The 21,104-nt window shown below is 70.0% G+C and carries 20 protein-coding genes; 13 read left to right on the top strand and 7 right to left on the bottom strand.

The genetic code is table 11. From position 1 onward, the window contains the following. The first annotated feature begins 145 nt into the window (after window positions 1-145). Complete coding sequence (locus A3862_RS19975; RefSeq protein WP_043757463.1) at window positions 146-1,369, top strand: hypothetical protein; 1,224 nt, start codon at window positions 146-148, stop codon at window positions 1,367-1,369. Between the two features lie 193 nt (window positions 1,370-1,562). Further along, window positions 1,563-1,799 carry a hypothetical protein gene (locus A3862_RS19970; RefSeq protein WP_043351494.1) on the top strand — a complete coding sequence of 79 codons (237 nt, stop codon included), beginning with the start codon at window positions 1,563-1,565 and terminating at the stop codon, window positions 1,797-1,799. Between the two features lie 51 nt (window positions 1,800-1,850). Here the strand turns inward: A3862_RS19970 and A3862_RS19965 are convergent, their stop codons facing one another. Then, window positions 1,851-3,155 carry an MFS transporter gene (locus tag A3862_RS19965; protein WP_051044800.1) on the bottom strand — a complete coding sequence of 435 codons (1,305 nt, stop codon included), beginning with the start codon at window positions 3,153-3,155 and terminating at the stop codon, window positions 1,851-1,853. A 225-nt stretch (window positions 3,156-3,380) separates the two neighbouring features. Between A3862_RS19965 and dnaN the strand changes: the two genes are divergently transcribed. Together dnaN and recF are read left to right on the top strand one after the other, a co-directional pair. Continuing rightward, complete coding sequence (gene dnaN / locus A3862_RS19960) at window positions 3,381-4,502, top strand: DNA polymerase III subunit beta (protein ID WP_043384901.1); 1,122 nt, start codon at window positions 3,381-3,383, stop codon at window positions 4,500-4,502. 209 nt (window positions 4,503-4,711) lie between these two features. Next, window positions 4,712-5,866 (top strand): DNA replication/repair protein RecF, encoded by a 1,155-nt coding sequence (recF, locus tag A3862_RS19955; RefSeq protein ID WP_051045120.1) that lies wholly within the window; start codon window positions 4,712-4,714, stop codon window positions 5,864-5,866. A 7-nt stretch (window positions 5,867-5,873) separates the two neighbouring features. Here recF and A3862_RS19950 read toward each other — a convergent pair whose 3' ends face one another. Further along, window positions 5,874-7,565: a methyl-accepting chemotaxis protein gene (locus A3862_RS19950; protein WP_043757465.1), complete on the bottom strand. Its 1,692-nt coding sequence runs from the start codon at window positions 7,563-7,565 to the stop codon at window positions 5,874-5,876. Between the two features lie 428 nt (window positions 7,566-7,993). On the opposite strand from A3862_RS19950, the gene A3862_RS19945 reads away from it, so the two are divergent. Beyond that, the gene (locus A3862_RS19945; protein ID WP_043384907.1) at window positions 7,994-8,389 is read left to right on the top strand and encodes a VOC family protein; all 396 of its coding nucleotides are present in this window, start codon (window positions 7,994-7,996) and stop codon (window positions 8,387-8,389) included. A gap of 44 nt (window positions 8,390-8,433) precedes the next feature. Further along, window positions 8,434-9,021: a histidine phosphatase family protein gene (locus A3862_RS19940; RefSeq protein ID WP_043384910.1), complete on the top strand. Its 588-nt coding sequence runs from the start codon at window positions 8,434-8,436 to the stop codon at window positions 9,019-9,021. Here A3862_RS19940 and A3862_RS19935 read toward each other — a convergent pair whose 3' ends face one another. The 5 genes from A3862_RS19935 to A3862_RS19915 form a co-directional block, all read right to left on the bottom strand. Beyond that, a complete protein-coding gene (locus A3862_RS19935; protein ID WP_043757468.1) occupies window positions 9,022-9,738 on the bottom strand; it encodes a hypothetical protein in 717 nt (238 codons plus the stop codon). Between the two features lie 61 nt (window positions 9,739-9,799). After that, entirely contained in the window at window positions 9,800-10,792 is a 993-nt protein-coding gene (locus A3862_RS19930) for a nickel/cobalt transporter (RefSeq protein ID WP_043384916.1), read from the bottom strand. Continuing rightward, the gene (locus A3862_RS19925; protein WP_043757471.1) at window positions 10,783-11,457 is read right to left on the bottom strand and encodes a DUF1007 family protein; all 675 of its coding nucleotides are present in this window, start codon (window positions 11,455-11,457) and stop codon (window positions 10,783-10,785) included. Before A3862_RS19925 ends, A3862_RS19930 begins: the two co-directional genes overlap by 10 nt. Window positions 11,458-11,557: 100 nt before the next feature. Continuing rightward, window positions 11,558-12,466 carry an amino acid ABC transporter substrate-binding protein gene (locus A3862_RS19920; protein WP_043384922.1) on the bottom strand — a complete coding sequence of 303 codons (909 nt, stop codon included), beginning with the start codon at window positions 12,464-12,466 and terminating at the stop codon, window positions 11,558-11,560. A gap of 255 nt (window positions 12,467-12,721) precedes the next feature. Beyond that, window positions 12,722-14,002 carry a dicarboxylate/amino acid:cation symporter gene (locus A3862_RS19915; protein ID WP_043356732.1) on the bottom strand — a complete coding sequence of 427 codons (1,281 nt, stop codon included), beginning with the start codon at window positions 14,000-14,002 and terminating at the stop codon, window positions 12,722-12,724. 244 nt (window positions 14,003-14,246) lie between these two features. Between A3862_RS19915 and A3862_RS19910 the strand changes: the two genes are divergently transcribed. The 7 genes from A3862_RS19910 (at window position 14,247) to A3862_RS19880 (ending at window position 21,102) form a co-directional block, all read left to right on the top strand. Next, window positions 14,247-15,164, top strand: a complete 918-nt coding sequence (locus A3862_RS19910; protein ID WP_020094234.1) for a branched-chain amino acid ABC transporter permease — start codon at window positions 14,247-14,249, stop codon at window positions 15,162-15,164. Continuing rightward, complete coding sequence (gene livM, locus A3862_RS19905) at window positions 15,164-16,558, top strand: high-affinity branched-chain amino acid ABC transporter permease LivM (protein WP_043384925.1); 1,395 nt, start codon at window positions 15,164-15,166, stop codon at window positions 16,556-16,558. The genes A3862_RS19910 and livM overlap by 1 nt, the downstream gene beginning before the upstream one ends. Then, on the top strand, window positions 16,558-17,448 hold the full coding sequence (locus tag A3862_RS19900) for an ABC transporter ATP-binding protein (protein ID WP_043757476.1): 891 nt from the start codon (window positions 16,558-16,560) through the stop codon (window positions 17,446-17,448). The genes livM and A3862_RS19900 overlap by 1 nt, the downstream gene beginning before the upstream one ends. Next, the gene (locus A3862_RS19895) at window positions 17,445-18,242 is read left to right on the top strand and encodes an ABC transporter ATP-binding protein (protein ID WP_043348611.1); all 798 of its coding nucleotides are present in this window, start codon (window positions 17,445-17,447) and stop codon (window positions 18,240-18,242) included. The genes A3862_RS19900 and A3862_RS19895 overlap by 4 nt, the downstream gene beginning before the upstream one ends. Window positions 18,243-18,247: 5 nt before the next feature. Further along, window positions 18,248-18,616 (top strand): DUF6867 family protein, encoded by a 369-nt coding sequence (locus A3862_RS19890; RefSeq protein WP_043348619.1) that lies wholly within the window; start codon window positions 18,248-18,250, stop codon window positions 18,614-18,616. A gap of 49 nt (window positions 18,617-18,665) precedes the next feature. Continuing rightward, window positions 18,666-19,787 carry a branched-chain amino acid ABC transporter substrate-binding protein gene (locus tag A3862_RS19885; RefSeq protein ID WP_043348612.1) on the top strand — a complete coding sequence of 374 codons (1,122 nt, stop codon included), beginning with the start codon at window positions 18,666-18,668 and terminating at the stop codon, window positions 19,785-19,787. A 391-nt stretch (window positions 19,788-20,178) separates the two neighbouring features. Further along, complete coding sequence (locus tag A3862_RS19880; protein ID WP_043384931.1) at window positions 20,179-21,102, top strand: amino acid ABC transporter substrate-binding protein; 924 nt, start codon at window positions 20,179-20,181, stop codon at window positions 21,100-21,102. Window positions 21,103-21,104 lie beyond the last annotated feature (2 nt).

The following is a 21,104-nucleotide window of genomic DNA, read 5'->3' as shown; positions in this document are numbered from 1 at the left end:
TCGCGCTCAATTAAAAGGTCTGTTAACGAACTCTTAACGTCGTTTGCCATGCCGCCCCCCCGGCGTGGTATGGACAAGTCCGTGCCGGCGCGCACCCGCGGCGGTCGGAACCTGCGAGTGCGTAACCTTGCGATGGCTACAATCCGTGTTCGGCTCTGACGGCTCCCCTATCATCCAGTACATCGTGATCTTCGCCGTCATCTTCACGGCGCTCGCGGCCATCGTGTTCACGGTGCGTCGGCTCACCGGCCGGAGCCTGGCGCTGCCGGGGCGTTCCGGAGGCCGTGGGCGCCAGCCGCGGCTGGGGATCGTCGACGTGTACGAACTCGACCGCGCCCGGCAGCTGATCCTGCTGCGCCGGGACAATGTCGAGCACCTGCTGCTCGTGGGCGGCCCCAACGACGTCGTGGTCGAGCGCAACATCCAGCGCGGCCAGCGGCCGTTGCCCGAAGCGTCCATCCGGCCGGAGTCGGCCTCCGAGCCGCTGGACGAGCCGCTCCCGGATCCCCTCGTCCAGGGCGGTCGCCTGCCCGAACCGCCCCGGGTCCTGCCCGAATCCGGCGGGCGCCGCGCGGAACCGCTGTTCGATCCGGGCTTCGAGATGCCGGTGGTCGTGCCGCCGCCGGTCCCGCGCTCCGCCGCCGCCCCGCCCATCACGCTGCCCCTCGATGCGGCGTTGCTCGGCGGCGACGAGCCCGGTCAGGATGTTTCCGCCCCCCTGACGGCCGCCCCGCCCCCGCCCTCACCCGATCTGCTGGTGCCGCCGCCGGTGGAACTGCCCGCGCCGCCGGCGCGCGAGCCGACGACGCCGCGGCGGATCCTCAGCCGGACCGCGCCGCCGCTGGTCGAGCCGCGGCCCGGTCCGGCCTCCGAGCGCAAACCCGACGGGTCCGCGGTCGAGGCGGAGCCCGCCCGTCCGGCGCCGAGCCTCGCGTTCCCGTCCGAGCGCAAGTCCGTCGATCCGGGGGTCCTGTCCGACATGGCGCGGCAGCTCCAGGCCGCCCTGTCTCGGTCGTCTTCGGCCGTGACGCCGCCGCCGCCCGTGCCATCGCCCGCCGTGCCGGAGGGCGTCGATCCGCTCGCCGCCGCGATGGCGAGCGCGCCGCTCGATCCAGTGTCGCCGCCGGTGTCGCCTTCGGTGTCGCCGCCGGTGCCGCCGCCGGTTGTTCCGCAGGAGGCCCCGCCGCCGCCGGCGCCGGTCCCGCCCAAACCCGTGCTGCCGCCGGCGATGCCCAAGGCCGCCCCCGTCCCGCCGCCGCCTTCTTCCGCGCCGCCCGAAGCGAAGTCTGCCGGCAATCCGTTCTCCGTGGAGGAGATCGAGGCCGAGTTCGCGCGCCTCCTGGGTCGTCCCCTCGACAAAAGGAGCTGAACGTACCCGTTTCGGCCGAGCCGTCGCGCGGCCGGGGTCGCAGGTCGCAGGCCGACGTAACGATCCGTCGGTCTCGGCGCCGCCCGGCACGGTTCCGACCGAACTTTCCCAGCCGGTTTTCGAGGGCGGCAGACGCGGCGATTGACGTTTGGTTAACCGTCTTCCCGGACGCTCGGCCTCCGAGGAGATCGCAATGCTCGCGCTGGATGCTGAAACGGCTCACCGGAGCCGCGCGTACCGGACATTCAGGCTCGACCGGGCCGGGCGCGTCCGCGCGGCCGAGATCCTGTCCGCCGAGGACGACACGCAGGCGCGCCGCCGCGCCCGGGCGATGGTTCAGCGCGACCCGATCGAGCTGTGGGAGCGGACCCGGTTTCTCGGGCGCTTCGAGCCGGTCGTTCAGGGGGGCGTCGATCGTCAGGCGCCCTGAGGCCGGCCTCGGCCGGACCGCGCGGCGCAGTCTCCGCGGCGGCGTGACCGGTCAGCGATCGGCGGTTTCCGGCATCGCGAGGACGGCCAGGAAGCTGAGGATCGCGGCGCCCGACAGATAGAACCCGACGAATCCGATCCCGCCATAGGCCGCGAGTTCCTGCGCGATGTAGGGCGCGCCCGAGGCGCCCAGGATCCCCGCGAGATTGTAGGTGACCGAGGCGCCGGTGTAGCGCACCCGCGTCGGGAACAGTTCGGGCAGCACGGCGCCCATCGGCCCGAACACCCAGCCCATCGTCAGGAGGCTGAGGCAGAGGAAGCCCAGGACGGGCGGCCACGTGCCGCTGCCGGCGGCGTGGCCCAGCATCGGCCCCATGAGGAAGCCCAGCAGGAACGTCACGGCCATGCCGGAGAGCAGCACCGGCCTGCGTCCGAAGCGGTCGGCCGCGGCACCCGACACCACGGTGCCGAGCGCCATGAAGCAGACCGCGATGCACTCGAACAGCAGGAAGGTCGGCCGGCTGTACCCGAGGGTGCCGGTGCCGAAGCCGAGGGCGAATACGGTGGAGAGGTAGAACACCGCGTAGACCGCCACCATCGCGAAGGTGCCGACCAGGACGGCGCGCCCATGCTGGGTCAGCATGGTGGCGAAGGGTACGCGCTCCGGCCGCGCCTCGCTGAGCGCCGCCTTGAAGGCCGGCGTCTCGGTCAGCTTCAGACGGACGTAGAGACCCACTCCGACCAGGACGGCCGAGGCCAGGAACGGCAGACGCCAGCCCCAGGCCTGGAAGCTTTCGGGGGACAGGCCGAAGCTGAGGGCGAGGAAGCCGAGATTGGCCAGGATGAAGCCGACCGGCGCGCCGAGCTGCGGAAAGATGCCGTACCACGCGCGCCGGCCCGGCGGCGCGTTCTCGACCGCCAGCAGGGCGGCGCCGCCCCACTCGCCGCCGAACCCGATGCCCTGGCCGCAGCGCAGGATGCAGAGCGCCGCCGGCGCCCACCAGCCCGCGACCGCATAGGTCGGCAGGCAGCCGATCAGGACCGTGGAGAGGCCCATGATCAACAGGGAGGCCACCAGGGTCGCCTTGCGGCCGACGCGGTCGCCGAAATGCCCGAACAGGGCCGCGCCCACCGGCCGCGCGAGGAACGCGATCGCGAAGGTCGCGAAGGCGCTGAGCTGCTGCACGCCCGGGGCGCCGGCGGGGAAGAAGACCGGCCCGATTACGAGGGCGGTGGCGGTGGCGTAGATGTAGAAGTCGAAGAACTCGATGGCGGTGCCGACGAAACTCGCGGCGAGAATCCGGCCGGCGCTCGGCGTGGCGTGCGTCGAGCCCGCGGTGTCGATGGTCTGCAACATGATCGGGATGGGAGAGGAGGAATCCGGGTCGGTTGCGGCGCTTTCGCACGGGGCGGCGCGAGCGGATACCCCGGTTTCGGCATGGGCACCCGACATGGGCGCGGAGGTCGCTGTGCGGCGCACCAGCGGCGGCCTTGCGTTCCCCGGTCCCGTTCGCCAAGCTGAACGGCCATATTCCGCGACGGCTGCCGGCCGCGGCGCCGTCCACATCACTTGAGTATTGCGATGAGAGTCACTGTCGAGCGCGCGGCCCTACTCAGGTCGCTCGGCCACGTGCACCGGGTCGTCGAGCGCCGCAACACGATCCCGATCCTGTCGAACGTGCTCCTGCGGGCGGAAGGCTCGGGGCTCCAGCTGCGGGCGACGGATCTCGACATCGAGGTGACCGAAAGCGTGCCGGCCGACGTGGCGGATGCCGGCGCCACCACGGTGCCGGCGCACGTGATCTACGACATCGTGCGCAAGCTCCCCGACGGCGCGCAGGTCTCCCTGGAGACCGGCGGCGAGTCCGGCCAGATGACGATCCGGTCCGGACGCTCGCGCTTCGCCCTCGGCGCCCTGCCGGAGGGCGACTTCCCGGATCTCGCCGCCGGCGAGATGCCGCACGGCTTCGAGATCGCCGCCGCCGACCTGAAGCGGCTGATCGAGAAGACCCAGTTCGCGATCTCCACCGAGGAGACCCGCTACTACCTCAACGGCATCTACCTGCACACGCTGGAGACCGAGGGCGGACCCGTGATGCGGGCCGTGGCCACCGACGGCCACCGGCTCGCCCGCGTCGAGATCCCGGCCCCGCAGGGCAGTGTCGGCATGCCGGGCGTGATCGTGCCCCGCAAGGCGGTCGCCGAGATCCAGAAGCTCCTCGACGACGGCGGCGAGACCGTCGCGGTCGACCTGTCGCCCGCCAAGATCCGCCTGCGATTCGCGGGTGGCCTGACCCTCATCTCCAAGCTGATCGACGGCACCTTCCCGGATTACCAGCGGGTGATCCCGGCCAACAACGACAAGCGGCTGACCGTGGAGCGCGACGCCTTCGCCAAGGCGGTGGACCGGGTCTCGACGATCTCGTCGGAGCGCGGGCGCGCGGTGAAGCTCGGGCTCGCCGAGGGGCGCCTCGCGCTCTCGGTGAACAACCCGGATTCGGGCAGCGCCACCGAGGAGCTCGATGTCGACTACGAGGCCGCCAACCTCGATATCGGCTTCAACGCCCGCTACCTGCTCGACATCACCGCACAGCTCGAGGGCGACACCGCCCTGTTCAAGCTCGCCGACCCGGGCTCCCCGACCCTGATCCAGGATCGCGAGGGCGCGCCGGCGCTGTACGTGCTGATGCCGATGCGGGTGTGAGTCTGACGCGGCACGTCTTGGTCCTGCCCTCGTCCTGAGGTGCCGGAGCGTAGCGGAGGCCTCGCAGGAGGTCTCCAGATGGCGACATGGGTTCTGGAGCACTCCTTCGAGGCCCGCCGACGCGGGCACCTCGGGATGCGGTAGTTGGATGGGATGTCAGACAAGAAGGGACGGTTGAGCGCGGTGCGGCTCGACCTCCGGGTTCCCCGATGAGCGATGTCCTCGATCCGCGGGTCGAGCCCAACGGGTCGGATCTGCGCGTCACACGCCTGATCGCCCGTGATTTCCGCAACCACGCCGATCTCGAGCTCACCCCCGGGGCGCGGTTCGTGGCGCTGGTCGGGGAGAACGGCGCGGGCAAGACCAACCTGCTCGAGGCGATCTCGCTGTTCGTGCCGGGAAGGGGCCTGCGCCGGGCGGAATTCGCCGCGATGGCGCGCAACGGCGGTCCGGGGGGCTTCGCCGTGTCCCTCACCCTCGATCGAGAGGGCTCCGAGCACCGACTCGGCACGGGGCTGGAGCCGCCGGGCCCCGACGGGCGGACGAGCCGGCTCTGCCGGATCGACGGCGCTACCGCCGCCTCGCCGGTGGCGTTCAGCGAGTTCCTGCGGGTGGTCTGGCTGACCCCCGACCTCGACGGGCTGTTCCGCGGCGCGGCCGGGGACCGGCGGCGGTTCCTCGACCGTCTCGTGCTGGCCGTCGATGCCGCGCACGGCGCCCGGGTCTCCGCGATGGAGCGGGCGCTGCGCTCGCGCAACCGCCTGCTGGACGAGCGCCCCGACGACGACCGCTGGCTCGACGCGGTGGAGCGGGAGGTCGCCGAGCTGGGCGTCGCCGTGGCCCTTGCCCGGCGCGAGACCGCCGAGCGCCTCGACCGGCTGATCGCCGAGACCCGGGACGACGCGCAGCCCTTCCCCTGGGCCTCCATCCGGCTCGAAGGCGATCTGGACGATCTCGTCGCGGTCTGGCCGGCCATCGAGGCAGAGGACCGCTACCGCCTCGCCCTGCGCAACGGTCGCCACCGGGACCGGGCCGCCGGGCGCACCCTGATCGGGCCGCAGAGCAGCGACCTCGTGGTCCGCCACGGTCCCAAGGACGTGCCCGCGGGCACGGCGTCCACGGGGGAGCAGAAGGCGCTCCTGATCGGGCTCGTCCTCGCCCATGCGCGGCTCGTGCGCGCCATGAGCGGCATCGCCCCGCTGATCCTCCTCGACGAGGTGGCGGCCCATCTCGACCCCCGCCGCCGGGCCGGCCTGTTCGAGGCCCTGGAGGCACTCCCGGGGCAGGTCTGGATGACCGGTGCCGACCCGGACGCCTTCGCCCAGGCCGGCGCACGGACCGAGGTGTTGCGGATCGGGGCCTGAGGCGGCCTCAGGCCGCCCGCACCGTGCTCAGGAAGCGGGCGACCTCCGCCCCGAGATGCTCCGACTGGCGCGACAGCTCGCCCGCCGCGCCCAGCACCTGGGCGGCGGCCGCGCCGGTTTCCTCGGAGGCTCTGGCGACGCCGGTGATGTTGCTGGTCACCTCGTCGGTTCCGGCCGCGGCCTGGGAGACGTTGCGGACGATCTCCTGCGTCGCCGCACCCTGCTCCTCGACGGCCGCCGCGATGGTGGTGGCCACCCCGTCGATCTCGCGGATGCGGCTGGCGATCGTCTCGATGGCCGTGACCGCCTGGCCGGTGACGCCCTGGATCTGTCCGATCTGCTGGCTGATCTCCTCGGTGGCCCGTGCGGTCTGGGCGGCGAGTTCCTTGACCTCGGCGGCGACCACCGCAAAGCCGCGGCCGGCATCCCCCGCGCGGGCCGCCTCGATCGTCGCGTTGAGCGCGAGCAGGTTGGTCTGCCCGGCGATGGTCGAGATCAGCCCGACCATGTCGCCGATGCGGGCCGAGGCTTGGCTCAGCGCCTGGACGAGATGCTGCGTCTGATCGGCCTCGCCCACCGCCGACTGGGCGAGCTGGGCCGAGCCGGAAACCTGCCGGCCGATCTCCTGCACCGACGAGCCCAGTTCCTCCGCGGCGGCCGCCACGGTCTGGACATTGGCGGAAGCTTCCTCGGCGGCGGCGGCCACGGTGGTGGACTGGCTGGCCGTCTCGGTGGCGCTCGCCGTCATGGTCTGGGCGGTGGCCTGGAGTTCGGTGGCCGAGGACGAGACCATCCCGACGATGCTGCCGACCGCCCGCTCGAACCCGTCCGCCAGCTCCAGCATGGTGCGCCTGCGCTCGGCGGCCGCGGCCTCGTCGGCAAGCCGCTTGACCTCGGCCTCCTCGGCGGCCTTGCGGGCGACCATGGCCTTGATGCCCTCCACCGCCTTGCCGACGGCGCCGACCTCGTCCTTGCGCGCCGCCTCCTTGATCTCGGCGTCGATCTCGCCCTGCGCCATCCGCTGCAGGACCATGACCAAACGATCGAGCGGGCGAGTGATGCCGACCGTCGCGACGAACACGGCCGCGATCAGTCCGGCGAGCAGCCCGAGGGCGCTGACGGTCATCAGGGCGCGGCGGGTGTCGTTGGTCTGGTCGGTCAGGTCGTCCGAGCCCTTCGCCATGTAAGCGCTGATGTCTTCGGCGAGCTTGTTGCCGTCCGCGAGCATGCCGGAGAAGACCGGGTCGATCGCCGAGTGGACCAGCGCGATGGCTTGGTCGTTCTGGTTGGAGGTGCCGAGCCGGCGAACCTCGCTGACGTCCCGGATGTAGCGCTCCATGCGTGCCGCCTGCTCGTCGATGCGCGCCGCGAAGCTCGGTGCGTGCGACCGGAAGACCGGCAGCAGTGTCTTCACCTCAGGCAGGACGGCCTCGAAGCCCTTGTTGGCATTCTGCATCTGGGACGGCTCGGTCTCCGCTATGACCCGGTACACGTAGTAATTGAGCTCGATCATCAGGCGGTTGAGCCGGCGCGCCTCGGCGACGGCGGCCGCCTCGTTGACGATGAAGTGGCTGTACCCGTCGTCGATCTTGGTCATCTGTGACTGTGCATACCAGATGCATCCGCCGACGATCGTAACGATCAGGGTAATCACGGCCACCAGTTTCGGCAGAACCTTGATGTTGGACAAGCGTAACATGGCGGTCGTGCACCCGATCGGACTGGTTGGTCTGTGAAATAATCGATCCCGGAGCATTTGTAAGCATCATACGTAAAAAATCTATTAATACGATGGTGTTATCAAGATACAAACATCGGCAGATTTGAGATTGAAACTTTATAGATGGCGATGTTGTCGAATATCACTAATCTTTTCTCGAATAGGACATCGAGAAAGACAAATCCAAAGCGAATTGGCTGGCCAATCGCGCGAATTGGCGGTTGAAAAGCCCGGATGATGTCCTGCCGGTTTCCCCGCGTCCGGTGACGCCGACCCTCCGAGGGTGCGGCGCCGGACACCATCGGGGCCGCGGATCTGCAGTCGGGGCCGGCCCTTTTCGGCACGTGGGTCGGGCGCCACATAGGAGGCCCGGCGCGCCGCCCGCCCGCTCACGGAACCCACAGCATATGTCCAAGCCCGTCCACGCCATGATCCGCGTCCTCGAGGAGGAGCGCGCGCGCGACTACTATGCCCGCGCCTTCGGCCTGGAGGTCTCCGACCGGTTCGACTTCCCGGACTTCACCCTCGTCTACATGCGGGATCCGGCCTCGCCGTTCGAACTGGAGCTCACGGTGAACAAGGGCCGCGACAAGCCCTACGATCTCGGCGACGGCTACGGGCACATCGCCTTCGTGGTCGACGACGTGGAGGCCGAGCACGCCCGGCACCGGCGCGAAGGCTTCACGGCCACCGACGTCAAGACGCTCAAACACGGGGATGACGTGCTGGCGCGGTTCTTCTTCGCCACCGATCCGGACGGCTACAAGATCGAGGTCATCCAGCGCGGCGGCCGCTTCCTCTGACCGGTCCCGTGCACCCCGCCCTCCCCGACACGCATCCGAGATCCATGCAGGACAAGACCCGCATCGTCTGCATCCGCCACGGGCAATCCACGTTCAACGCCGCGCACAGGCATGGGGGCGGCGATCCCGGCCTCCTCGACGCGCGCCTGACCGAGCTGGGCCACGCCCAGGCCCGGGCCGCGCGGGACCGGCTCCGGTCGGTCCCCTTCGATCTGGTGGTGGTCTCGCCCCTGACCCGGGCGATCGAGACCGCCGCGATCCTGTTCGGCGACCATCCGCGCCGGCCGCGCGTCCTCGTCGAGGTGCTGCACCGGGAATGCCAGGAGAGCAGCTGCGACGTCGGCCGGGCGGCCTCGGAGATCGCCGCGGAGTTCCCGCACCTCGATGTCGGGCACCTGCCCGAGGTCTGGTGGCATGCGGAGCCGGGCTGCGAGGTCGGCGGCTACCCGGTGGAGCCGCGCCCCCTGTTCGACGCCCGGGTCGCGGCGTTCCGCGACTGGCTGCGGGCTCGGCCGGAAGCCACCATCGCGGTGGTCGGGCACGGCACGTTCTTCTACCACCTCACCGGCACGTTCCTGGAGAATTGCGGCTCCATCGAGCTGGATCTCGAGGCGGCGCCCGCGGCGGCCTGATCAGGCCAGCGCCCCGGTCCGCGCGGCGTCCATGCGCTGACGGGCGCCGACGAGCGCGATCTCCGGAGCCTGTCGGCCGATGGCGAGCGCCTCGTCGAGGATCGCGCAGGCCTGGCTCCAGGTCCCGGCCACGAAGGGCGCGGCGCCTTCGGCCACCTCCGCGGCGCAGCGTGCATCCGTGCCCGCGCGTTGTGCCGCCGTCGCGGTGCGGGACACCGCCGCGGTGAGCGCGCCCTCGCGCCAGCGCCGCGCCTCGGCCGCCGCCTGCGAACGCGCCCCGCCCCGCCACGCGGCCGCGTTCGCCGCCGCCAGGGCCGCGGGCCAGTCCGGCGCGCCGATGCAGGCCTTCGCGTCCTCGACCATGCCAGCGACGGCGCAGAGCGGCGCCAGGATGCGGCGGACACTCTCCAGCGCCAGCGTCCGGGTGCGGGCGGCCTCGATCTCCGGAGCGTCGGCGCTGCCCGACAGCCGCAGCACGAAGGCCATCAGCTGGGGGCGCGCCTCGTCCGGCATGGTGTCGTTGAGCCCGAGGGCGTAGGCGGCGACCGGCCTGGAGAAGCAGGGCGGGCAATCGGCGCTGGAGCGGATCGCCCGGTAGGGCAGGCCCGCGGCCACGATCGCGGCCTCGTTGATGCAGGTCCCGCCGTCCGGGCCGGGGAAGGGATGCGATCCGGCGAGCAGACGCCAGTTCAGGATCGTCTCGAAATCGGGATGCATCAGCGCGCGCTCCGTCTCGGGTGCGCAGCGTGGCACGCCGCGCCCCGGATGGCGAGGCCCTTCAGCCGCCGAGCCCGGGCGCGAGGCCGGAGAGCATGGCGGCTCCCAGAACCAGCACGAAGGCGGCGGCGACGAGTTCGAGGCCGCCGAGCGCCAGGAGGCCCGCCTGTCCCCGGCCGCCGGCGAGGCGCAGGGCCGCGCGCTTGGCGAAGACCGCGAGGCAGGCCAGCGCCGTCGTGGTCAGGGCGGTGCCGAGGGCCATCGCCAGAACCGCCAGCACGCCCGCCCCGGGCACGCCCTGCGACACCGCGAAGACCAGGACCAGAACCGCGCCGGCGCAGGGGCGCGTGCCCGCCGCCAGCACCACCCCGGCCCGCTCGCGCCACGTGTCGAGGGTGTCGAGGGCCTGCGGCCCGGGCAGGTGGTTGCAGCCCGGACCGCAGCCCGCACCGAGGGTCGCGAGGCGTCCGGCCTTGCGCCACGTCAGCACCAGCCCGATCAGGGCGACGAGGGCGAAGCTCACGGTCTCGATCAGGGTGCCGGCCCGGGTGATGCTCGCCGCCGTGGCGTTGAGGACCAGGGTGCCGAGGCCGACGATCGCCCCGGCCATGCAGGCCTGGAGCAGCGCGGCGCAGAGGCTCAGCGCGGCGCCGCGCCGGAGCGCCCGCTCCCCCGCCAGGATGTAGCCGGCGATCACCGCCTTGCCGTGGCCGGGACCGGCGGCATGGAACACCCCGTACGCGAAGGCGAGGCCGACCAGCGGGCCCCAGCTGCCGCCGCCCCGCAGCGCGCCGACCGCCGCGTTCAGGCTGCGGGAAAAGCTCGCCTGCAGCGCCAGGATCACCCCGCCGATCCCCGTGGCGGACGGGGCAGCCTCCCGGAAGCCGATCCCGAAGGGCGAGCGCGGCGGCGGCGCGGAGAGGCCGGGCGCGACGAGCCACGCGATCCCGGCCGCCAGGAGCGCGGCCAGCCCGATGGCCAGGGCCATGAGGCCGAGCCTCAGCCCCAGCCGTCCCGCCCCGGCGGGGGCGACGATCCCGATCCCTACGGACATGCCACGAGAACCCGGCTGGCGAACTGCACCCCGTAGGTCGAGGCGGCGGTGAGCGCCTCGAAGAAGGCCTCGGTCATCCCCGGGGATCCGGCATCGGCCGTCTTCGGCTGCTCGGTCTTCGGGCGGGTCACCGTGGCGGCGCAGCCCTGCGGCGCTCCCGCGAGGGTCGCGGCGTCGGTCCCCTCGGCGAACGAGAAGGCGACGAAATAGGTCGGGTCGTAGACCTCCAGAGCAGCCACGCCCCGCCCCTGCTGGACCGGCGTCTTCAGGGGCAGCAGGAAGGTCATGACCAACGCCTTGTCCTCCATATGGGCTGCCGGCTCCTTCGGATCGCTGAAGGCCTGCTCCTTGCCGCCGACCTTCAGCTTCGTGAAGTAGCCGAACTCGGCGAGGTTGGCGGTGTTCTCGGCCGCGAGCCCGGCAAGCTCCTCCGGGCTGAGCTTGCCGTCCTTGTTGGTGTCGAGGCCCTGGGTCACGAAGGCCGTGTATTCGGGGTCGAAGCTCCACGTGTCGCGGACGCCCACGAGCTTTCCGCCCTCGTAGACGAGCTGCGCCTTGGCGGTGACCCAGACGTGGGGATGGGCGGAAGCGCCCGAGGCGGCGCAGGCGAGGGCGGCGGCCACCACCAGGGCGAGCGGTTTCGGGCAGTGCGCGGCGATCAGCATGGAAGGAGGCACGCTCGCGGCGGGAGGAACACGGTCAGGCCGGATCTTCCTCGCGTGCCGGTTGGGCGAAAGCGAGGCGCCGCCCCGTCGCGTGCGCCGCTCACTCGCCCCCGTCGAGCCCCATCAATTGGAAGCTCACCCGCAGGTCGTTCGACATCGGGATGTCGAGGCGCTCGCCGTTGGGCAGGCGCTTGAGGAACCAGCGCTCGTAGGTCCAGCGCAGCGCCCGGCTTTCGGCGAGGCGCGTGAAGGTCTGCTGCACGATGCCGGCGAACTCCGGGTCGTCCTTGCGGAACATGATGCCGTAGGGCTCGTAGGAGAGCTTGTCGGGGAGCACCGTGTAGTTCGCCCCGTCCCGCGCGTCCGTGGCGATCAGCCCGTAGAGCAGCACGTCGTCGGTGGCGAAGGCGTCGGCCTTTCCGGCCTTCACCATGGCGTAGGACGCGGCATGGTCGGGCGCCGTGACCACCTGCGCGTCGATCTTCAGCCGGGCGAGGAGGTCGCGCACGGCCTTCTCGTTGGTTGTGCCGGCCGTCACCACCACGGTCTTGCCGCCGAGATCCCGGTAGGAGGCGACGCCCGAGCCCCGCTTCACCAGCAGCTGCGTGGCGCTGATGTAATCCACCGGCGAGAAGGCGACCTGCCTGCGGCGCTCGGCATTGGCGGTGGTCGAGCCGCATTCGAGGTCGATCTTGCCGGAGGTCAGCGCCGGGATGCGCGTCTCGGCGGTGACGGGCTCGTAGCGGATCCTCACCGGCCGGCCGATCGCCGCCTGGACGTCGTCGGCGATCTCGCCGCAGAGGTCGATGGCGTAGCCGATCGCCCGGGGGCTGCCGTCCGGCCGCTTGCCTTCCACGAAGGAGAACGGCACCGAACTCTCCCGGTAGCCGAGCACGATCTCCCCGCGCTCGGCGACGCTCCTGAGCGTGCCGGTGAGCACCTCGACGGCGGCTGCTGGCGACACGCCCGCCAGCGCCAGCGCCAGAACCGCGATGAGCCGCATCGTCATCACAGAGCCTCCCAGGCGCACCGCACAAGCCACACCGCACGGGAGAGTGCCAGCGCCCGGCCCCTCCCATCCATCCCCCATCCAGAGGTGCCGAAGCGCAGCGGAAGCCTCGAAGCAGCCTTCCGGTCAGCGCCGCGATCCCTGGCGTCCTCCTCCGAGGCCCGCAGACGCGGTCACCTCAGGATGAGGAGGATGGGTTCGACAGCCGCCTTGCACCCGACATCCCGGCGGGCGCAGATCCCGCGAAACCGGCCCCTACTCTGCCGGCGAGGCCACGGTGCCGACATGGTCGAGGCGCTGGTCGGTGGTGGTGAGCTGCCCCTCCCACTTGGCGACCGCCACGGTGGCGACGCTGTTGCCCAGCACGTTGGTGGCCGAGCGCCCCATGTCCAGGAACTGGTCGATGCCGATGATCAGCAGCAGCCCGGCCTCCGGGATGTTGAAGTGCGCCAGCGTCGCCGAGATGACCACCAGCGAGGCGCGCGGCACGCCGGCCATGCCCTTCGACGTCACCATCAGCAGCAGCAGCATCGTGAGCTGCTGACCCCAGCTCAACGGGATGTTGTAGGCCTGCGCGATGAACATCACCGCGAAGGTACAGTACATCATCGAGCCGTCGAGGTTGAACGAGTAGCCCATGGGCAGCACGAACGACGTGATGCGGTTCGGCACCCCGAACTTCTCGAGGTTCGTCAGCATCTTCGGGTAGGCCGCCTCGCTCGACGCGGTCGAGAAGGCGAGCACGAAGGGCTCCTTGATCAGGTTGAACAGCCGCATGATGCCGCCGCCCCCGAGCATCAGGAAGCCGACGCCCATGAGCAGCGCCCAGAGCACGGCGAGCCCGATGTAGAACTCCACGAGGAACTTGCCGTAGGTCACGAGCACGCCGATGCCCTGCGTGGTGATCGTCGCCGCGATGGCGGCGAACACCGCCACGGGGGCGAACATCATCACGTAGCCCGTGACCTTGAGCATCACGTCGGCCAGGCCCTCGATGCCCTGCGCGAGGAGGCGCCCCTTCTCGCCGAGGGATGCCAGGCCGACGCCGAAGAAGATCGAGAAGACCACGATCTGCAGGATCTCGTTGTTGGCCATCGCCTCGACGGCGCTCTTCGGCACGAGGTGCGTCACGAATTCCTTGAGCGACAGCGAGGCCGCCTTGAGCCCCGTCCCGGCGCCGGCATCGGGCAGCGGCAGGTTCAGGTTCTGGCCGGGCTGCATCAGGTTGACCATGATCAGGCCGAGCATCAGCGAGCAGAACGAGGCGCCCACGAACCAGAGCAGCGCCTTGCCGCCTACCCGGCCGACCGCAGCGGTGTCCCCGAGATGCGCGATGCCGACCACGAGCGTGGAGAAGACCAGCGGCGCGATGATCATCTTGATCAGCCGCAGGAACACGTCGGAGACCAGCGCGATGTAGCCGGCGATCTCCTTGGCGGTCTGCGGATCGGGCCAAGTGATGCTGCAGGCGTAGCCGACGGCGATTCCGAGGAGCATGCCGACGAAGATCATCGTCGTGAGTCTCGACCCTGCCATCGGTACTGCTCCTCGCCTGAGCCCGGGATGATCGAGCATTTCAATTCGTTAACGTGTCGCAGGAACTGCGCCGCACGCAAGCCCGGCCGGGGCGCGTTACTGGCGTGGTCGACTGTTTTCGCGCGACGCTCGGGCGGCGATGAAACCTGTGGCCGGTGTGCTACGGCTGCGGTACGAGACTTGCCCCGCCGCGCCACCTGCGGTTCCCGTAGGCGGCACGAGAAACCTGCGCGCGCGAGAGTTCATGGACGTCTTCGTACAGCAGTTGATCAACGGGCTGACGCTCGGCTCGATCTATGGCCTGATCGCCATCGGCTACACGATGGTGTTCGGCATCATCGGCATGGTGAACTTCGCTCACGGCGACGTCTTCATGGTCTCCTGCTTCATCGCGCTGATCACCTTCCTGCTGTTGACCGTGTGGCTCGGGGTCAGCTCCATCGCCCTGGCCTTCCTGGTGGTGCTGGTGGTCGCCATGGTGCTCACCGCCCTGTGGGGCTGGGCGATCGAGCGCGTCGCCTACCGGCCGTTGCGCGGCTCGTTCCGGCTGGCGCCGCTGATCTCGGCGATCGGCGTCTCGATCTTCCTGTCGAACTTCGTCCAGGTGGTGCAGGGCGCGCGCAACAAGCCGACGCCGCCGATGCTGTCGGGGGGCATCACCCTGTTCGAGCGGGACGGCTACGCGGTGTTCCTGGCCTGGAAGCAGGTTCTGATCATGGCGGTCACCGCCGTGCTGCTCACGGGCTTCTGGTATCTCGTCCAGCGCACCCCCTTCGGCCGGGCGCAGCGCGCCTGTGAGCAGGACCGCAAGATGGCGGCGTTGCTGGGCATCGACGTCGACCGCACGATCTCCCTGACCTTCGTGCTCGGCGCCGCGCTGGCGGCCGTCGCCGGCGTCCTCTACCTCATGTATTACGGCGTCGTGTCGTTCTCGGACGGGTTCGTGCCCGGCGTGAAAGCCTTCACGGCGGCGGTGCTCGGCGGCATCGGCTCCCTGCCCGGCGCGGTTCTCGGCGGCCTGATCATCGGCCTGATCGAGACCTTCTGGTCCGCCTACTTCTCCATCGAGTACAAGGACGTCGCCGCCTTCTCGATCCTGGCGATCGTCCTGATCTTCATGCCCTCGGGCATCCTGGGCCGGCCCGAGGTCGAGAAAGTCTGATGGCCCGTTCTCAGGCTGCGCTTCCCGACTCCGCGATGGCCGGCATCCTGCGCGACGCCGCCCTGTACGCCCTCGTCACCTTCGGCCTCTGCGTGCCGATCATCGCCTACCGCACCGATCCCGGGCCCGGGACCGAGCTGGTGCTCGTCCCGCGCTGGGGACTGGTGGCGGCGCTCTGCGCGGCGATCTTCGTGGCGCGGCTCGTCCAGCGCCTCGTGCTGCTGCGCCGTGACGCCCGGCGGGCGCTGACCCCCTCCCCGTCCCAGGCCACCGAGGCGGTCCACGGCGAGCCGGATGCGGGCCAGAAGACCTCGAAGGTCGGGCTCTATCTGTTCATCGGCATCGCCCTGACGCTGCCGATGATCGCGGCGGCGGCCACCGGCGGCCTGTCCTCGGCGCGCTACTGGATCGACCTCGGCATCCTGATCCTCACCTACGTGATGCTCGGCTGGGGTTTGAACATCGTGGTCGGCCTCGCCGGTCTCCTCGATCTCGGCTACGTCGCCTTCTACGCGGTCGGTGCCTATTCCTACGCCCTGCTCTCGACCACCTTCGGCCTGTCGTTCTGGGTCTGCCTGCCGCTGGCGGGCCTGTTCGCCGGCCTGTGGGGGATGATCCTCGGCTTTCCCGTGCTGCGCCTGCGCGGCGACTATCTGGCCATCGTCACCCTGGCCTTCGGCGAGATCATCCGCCTCGTCCTGATCAACTGGACCGACGTGACCGGGGGCGGGGCGGGCATCTCGTCGATCCCGCGGGCGACCTTCTTCGGGATCCCGTTCACGGCGGGCGACGACGGGTTCGCGGCGACCTTCGGCATCCCGTACGATTCGATGCACCGGCTGGTCTTCCTGTACTACCTGATCCTCGGCCTCGCGCTGATCACGAACTTCGTCACCCTGCGCCTGCGCCGCCTGCCGATCGGGAGGGCCTGGGAGGCGCTGCGCGAGGACGAGATCGCCTGCCGCTCCCTCGGCATCGACACCACCGCCACGAAGCTCACGGCCTTCGCGCTGGGGGCGGCCTTCGGGGGCGTCGCCGGCTCGTTCTTCGCCGTGCGCCAGGGCTTCATCAGCCCGGAGAGCTTCAACTTCCTCGAGAGCGCCATCATCCTGGCGATCGTGGTGCTGGGCGGCATGGGCAGTCAGGTCGGCGTCGCGATCGCCGCGGTGGCGATGGTCGGCGGGCCGGAGATGCTGCGCAACCTCGGCTTCCTGAAGGCCGTGTTCGGCGAGGGGTTCGATCCCAGCGAGTACCGCCTGCTCCTGTTCGGGCTGGCCATGGTGGCCATGATGGTCTGGCGCCCGCGCGGCCTGATCTCGGAGCGCATGCCGTCGGTGTCGCTCGGCGAGCGCCGCGCGGTCTCGGGCGCCCATGTGAGCGAGGGGCACGGCTGATGGCGGCCTCACCCCTCGCCCCCCCGGTGCTCACGGTCGAGCACCTGACCATGCGGTTCGGCGGGCTGACCGCCGTCTCCGACCTGTCCTTCGCGGCGCGGCGCGGCGACATCACCGCCTTGATCGGCCCGAACGGAGCCGGCAAGACCACGGTGTTCAACTGCATCACCGGCTTCTACAAGCCCACCGAGGGCATGCTGACGCTGGCGCATGCCGACGGCACCGCGCACCTGCTGGAGCGGCTGCCCAACCACAAGGTCAACCGCACCGCCCGGGTGGCCCGCACCTTTCAGAACATCCGCCTGTTCCAGGGCATGACGGTGTTGGAAAACCTTCTGGTCGCCCAGCACGCCCCCCTGATGCGCGCTTCGGGCTACACGATCCTGGGCTTGCTCGGCCTCAAGACCTACCGGGACGCGCAGGAGGCCGCGATCGAGCGCGCCAAGGCGTGGCTGACGCGCATCGACCTGATGGCGCGGGCCGACGATCCGGCGGGCGCCCTGCCTTATGGCGCGCAGCGGCGCCTGGAGATCGCCCGGGCGATGTGTACGGACCCGGTCCTGCTCTGCCTCGACGAGCCGGCCGCCGGCCTCAACCCCCGGGAATCGGCCGAGCTGAACGGCCTCCTGCGCCACATCCGGGACGAGCACGACACCTCGGTGCTGCTGATCGAGCACGACATGTCGGTGGTGATGGAGATCTCCGACCACGTGGTCGTGCTGGATTACGGCGTGAAGATCGCCGATGGCTCTCCCGCCGAGGTGCGGGCCGACCCGAAGGTGATCGCCGCCTATCTGGGTGTGGAGGACGAAGAGGTGGAGGCCGTGGAGGCCGAGGTCGGGATCACCGTGCCGCACGCGGACGAGACCCATACGGGAGCCTCGGCATGAGCGTCGCCGGCATCAACGTCCTGGTCGAGGAGACGCGGGCGATCCAGGCGGGCCGCAAGCCGCCGCTCCTCGCGGTGCGCGACGTCTCGACCTATTACGGCAGCGTCGCCGCCCTGCGCGGCGTCGATCTCGACGTCGCCGAGGGCGAGATCGTCACGCTGATCGGCGCCAACGGCGCCGGCAAGTCGACCCTGATGATGACGATCTTCGGCAGCCCCCAGGCGCGCTCGGGGACGATCACCTATGACGGGCGCGACATCACCCGGATGCCGACGCACGCCATCGCCCGGCTCGGCATCGCCCAGTCGCCGGAGGGCCGCCGGGTCTTCCCGCGCATGACGGTCTACGAGAATCTCCAGATGGGCGCCGCCCTCCATGACGGGCGCTTCTTCGCCGAGGATCTGGAGAAGGTCTGCACCCTGTTCCCGCGGGTCAAGGAGCGCCTGAACCAGCGTGCCGGCACCATGTCGGGAGGCGAGCAGCAGATGCTGGCCATCGCCCGGGCGCTGATGAGCCGCCCGCGCCTGCTGCTCCTCGACGAGCCGTCGCTGGGCCTCGCGCCGCTGGTGGTGAAGGGCATCTTCGACGCGATCCGGGAACTCAACCGGACCGAGGGCATGACGATCTTCCTCGTCGAGCAGAATGCCTACCACGCCCTCAAGCTCGCCCATCGCGGCTACGTGCTGGTCAACGGTCGGGTCACCATGAGCGGCACCGGCCGCGCGCTGCTCGACGACCCGAACGTCAAGGCCGCCTATCTGGAAGGGGGCCATGCCGGCCCGGTCGGGGCATGAGCGCGCTGCAGGGAATCCTCTACGAGGAGCCGTCGGCCTGGCTGTTCCTGCTCGTCACCGTGGTGATGGGCGGCTGGGCCGGCTGGATGGCGGCCCGCGGCATCGCCCGGGGTTGGCGGCCGTTCTGGCACTGCGCACTGGCGCTGCTTCTGGTGGCGGCTGCCGTGCGCTTCATCCACTACGCCCTGTTTTCGGGCACGCTGCTCTCGCTGCACTACTATGCGGTCGACGCGGTCGTCGTCATGATCATCGGCGCGGCGGGCTTCCGCTACACGCGGACGCGCCAGATGACGAGCCAGTACCGCTGGCTCTACGAGAAGACCTCACCGCTGACATGGCGCGCACGGGCGCCCGAAGCGGACGAGGTCCGATGAGTGCGGCCGGATCCGCACGTGCGGTCCTGACACTTAGGGGTAGTACGCGATGAGATCGATTCTGCTGGCCGGGCTCGCCCTCGGCGCGATGGTGGCGGCCGCCCAGGCCGCCGAGGTCAAGCTCGGCGTCGCCGCGCCGATCACCGGCAACAGCGCCGCCATCGGCGCGCAGCTCAAGAACGGCGCGAGCCAGGCGGTCGAGGACCTGAACAAGGCCGGTACCCTCAAGGGCACGACGCTCACCGTCACGGTGGGCGACGACGCCTCCGACCCGAAGCAGGGCGTCTCGGTGGCCAACAAGTTCGCCAGTGAAGGCGTGAAGATGGTCGTCGGCGACTACAATTCCGGCGTGTCGATCCCGGCCTCCGACGTCTACCTCGACGCCGGCATCATCCAGGTCACGCCGGCCTCCACGAACGTGAAGTTCACCGAGCGCGGCATGTGGAACACGTTCCGCACCTGCGGCCGCGACGACCAGCAAGGCGCGGTGGCGGGCAATTACCTGGCCGAGAAGTTCAAGGGCAAGAAGATCGCCTTCGTCCACGACAAGACGCCCTACGGCAAGGGGCTGGCCGACGAGACCCTGAAGGCGCTCAAGGCCAAGGGCGGCAAGGAGGTCATGTACGAGGGCATCAACCCGGGTGAGAAGGACTACTCTGCGCTCGTCTCCAAGCTGAAGTCGGCCAATGTCGACGTGGTCTATTTCGGCGGCTACTACACCGAGGCCGGCCTGATCCTGCGCCAGATGCGCGATCAGGGCCTGAAGGCGCCGATGATGGGCGGCGACGGCATGGTCGATCGCGAGCTCGTGGCGATCGCCGGTCCCGCGGCCGAGGGCACGCTGACCACCTTCCCGCCGGACGCCCGCAAGAACCCGAACGCCAAGGCGGCGCTGGCCGCGTTCAAGGCCAAGAACATCGATCCGGAGGGCTACACGCTCTACTCGTACGCGGCCGTGCAGGTCCTGGCCAAGGCGATGGCCGAGACCGGCTCCAGCGACGGCAAGAAGCTGGCCGACTGGCTGCACCAGGGCAAGCCGGTGGACACGGTGGTCGGGCCGATCGCCTACGACAAGAAGGGCGACATCACCCGGCCCGACTACGTCATGTACGAATGGAAGAAGGGGCCGGACGGCAAGATCGACTACAGCGGCAATGAGCTGACGAAGTAAGCCGCGGCCACGAACCGGGTTTCCAGTCCGACGCCGTCTTCCGATACCGCGGGGGGCGGCGTCGTCGTTTTCTATACCGTGGATTCGTCAGCTTTCCGGGCGGATCCGTCCTCCGCACCGCGTGCGTACGCCTAAGAAGTGTGCATGATGCCGCCGGCGCGAGCGTGAGGCCGGCTCAGCGCTTGGGAGGAGGCCATGGGGACGGCAGGGACCGCGTCTGCAGACGTGCGCAGCAGCTTGGCCGCGACGTGTCCGTACTCAGCCGCAGGCCTGCGCGGCACGACAGCCCTTCTCCCGGCACCATCATTGCAAAGGCGTCGCCCGAGCGGGCGGGCCCGCGTACCCCGCCGCCGGCCGACACGATTCGGCCCGATCCAGGAGTTCCGTACCGATGCAGTCTGATATCGCTCGCCGCGGCCTTGCCGCGGCGCTGGGGCTGACCCTCGCCCTTGCTCCGATGAGCCTGCGGGCGGAGGAGCTGACCGGCACCCTCAAGAAGGTGAAGGACGCCAACGCCATCGTCATCGGCTATCGCGATGCCTCCGTCCCGTTCTCCTATCTCGGCGGCGACCAGAAGCCGGTCGGCTACGCGATGGACATCTGCTACAAGATCGCCGACGCCGTGAAGGCCAAGCTCAACCTCCCGAACCTTGAGGTGAAGCTCAACCCGGTGACCTCCGCCACCCGCATCCCGCTGATGGCGAACGGCACGATCGATCTCGAGTGCGGCTCGACGACCAACAACGCCGAGCGCGAGAAGCAGGTGTGGTTCACCAACTCGCACTTCCTGACCGCGACCCGCTACGTCTCGAAGAAGTCGGCCAACCTGCACACGATCGAGGACCTGAAGGGCAAGACCGTCGTGTCGACCTCGGGCACCACGAACATCAAGCAGATCAACGAGGCCAACACGGAGCGCAAGCTCGGCCTGACGATCCTGCCGGCCAAGGACCACGCCGAGGCGTTCCTGATGGTCGAGACCGGCCGCGCCGCCGCCTTCGTGATGGACGACGTGCTGCTCGCCTCGCTCGCCGCCTCCTCGAAGGACCCGTCCGCCTACGAGATCTCCACCGAGGCCCTGTCGAAGCCTGAGCCCTACGGCATCATGCTCCGCAAGGACGACACGGAGTTCAAGAAGGTCGCGGACGACGCCACCGCCAAGCTCTACACGAGCCCCGAGGGCAAGGCGCTCTACGACAAGTGGTTCACGAAGCCGATCCCGCCGCGCAACATCAACCTCAACCTGCCGATGAGCGCGGAGATGAAGAAGCAGTTCACGACCCCGATCTCGAGCCCCGACCCGGCGGCCTACTGAGA

The sequence above is a fragment of the Methylobacterium sp. XJLW genome (assembly GCF_003254375.1).
Classification (GTDB): domain Bacteria; phylum Pseudomonadota; class Alphaproteobacteria; order Rhizobiales; family Beijerinckiaceae; genus Methylobacterium; species Methylobacterium fujisawaense.
This window is presented reverse-complemented; position numbering and strand designations above follow the sequence as displayed.

What these genes read in the sequence shown, in the direction of transcription:
- A3862_RS19880 (WP_043384931.1), top strand. Translation starts at nt 20,179, where the DNA reads ATGCAGTCTGATATCGCTCGCCGCGGCCTTGCCGCGGCGCTGGGGCTG.
- A3862_RS19925 (WP_043757471.1), bottom strand. Translation starts at nt 11,457, where the DNA reads ATGCTGATCGCCGCGCACTGCCCGAAACCGCTCGCCCTGGTGGTGGCC.
- A3862_RS19970 (WP_043351494.1), top strand. Translation starts at nt 1,563, where the DNA reads ATGCTCGCGCTGGATGCTGAAACGGCTCACCGGAGCCGCGCGTACCGG.
- A3862_RS19945 (WP_043384907.1), top strand. Translation starts at nt 7,994, where the DNA reads ATGTCCAAGCCCGTCCACGCCATGATCCGCGTCCTCGAGGAGGAGCGC.
- A3862_RS19965 (WP_051044800.1), bottom strand. Translation starts at nt 3,155, where the DNA reads ATGTTGCAGACCATCGACACCGCGGGCTCGACGCACGCCACGCCGAGC.
- A3862_RS19930 (WP_043384916.1), bottom strand. Translation starts at nt 10,792, where the DNA reads ATGTCCGTAGGGATCGGGATCGTCGCCCCCGCCGGGGCGGGACGGCTG.
- A3862_RS19885 (WP_043348612.1), top strand. Translation starts at nt 18,666, where the DNA reads ATGAGATCGATTCTGCTGGCCGGGCTCGCCCTCGGCGCGATGGTGGCG.
- livM (WP_043384925.1), top strand. Translation starts at nt 15,164, where the DNA reads ATGGCCCGTTCTCAGGCTGCGCTTCCCGACTCCGCGATGGCCGGCATC.
- A3862_RS19920 (WP_043384922.1), bottom strand. Translation starts at nt 12,466, where the DNA reads ATGACGATGCGGCTCATCGCGGTTCTGGCGCTGGCGCTGGCGGGCGTG.
- A3862_RS19915 (WP_043356732.1), bottom strand. Translation starts at nt 14,002, where the DNA reads ATGGCAGGGTCGAGACTCACGACGATGATCTTCGTCGGCATGCTCCTC.
- A3862_RS19900 (WP_043757476.1), top strand. Translation starts at nt 16,558, where the DNA reads ATGGCGGCCTCACCCCTCGCCCCCCCGGTGCTCACGGTCGAGCACCTG.
- A3862_RS19935 (WP_043757468.1), bottom strand. Translation starts at nt 9,738, where the DNA reads ATGCATCCCGATTTCGAGACGATCCTGAACTGGCGTCTGCTCGCCGGA.
- dnaN (WP_043384901.1), top strand. Translation starts at nt 3,381, where the DNA reads ATGAGAGTCACTGTCGAGCGCGCGGCCCTACTCAGGTCGCTCGGCCAC.
- A3862_RS19940 (WP_043384910.1), top strand. Translation starts at nt 8,434, where the DNA reads ATGCAGGACAAGACCCGCATCGTCTGCATCCGCCACGGGCAATCCACG.
- A3862_RS19950 (WP_043757465.1), bottom strand. Translation starts at nt 7,565, where the DNA reads ATGTTACGCTTGTCCAACATCAAGGTTCTGCCGAAACTGGTGGCCGTG.
- A3862_RS19895 (WP_043348611.1), top strand. Translation starts at nt 17,445, where the DNA reads ATGAGCGTCGCCGGCATCAACGTCCTGGTCGAGGAGACGCGGGCGATC.
- recF (WP_051045120.1), top strand. Translation starts at nt 4,712, where the DNA reads ATGAGCGATGTCCTCGATCCGCGGGTCGAGCCCAACGGGTCGGATCTG.
- A3862_RS19910 (WP_020094234.1), top strand. Translation starts at nt 14,247, where the DNA reads ATGGACGTCTTCGTACAGCAGTTGATCAACGGGCTGACGCTCGGCTCG.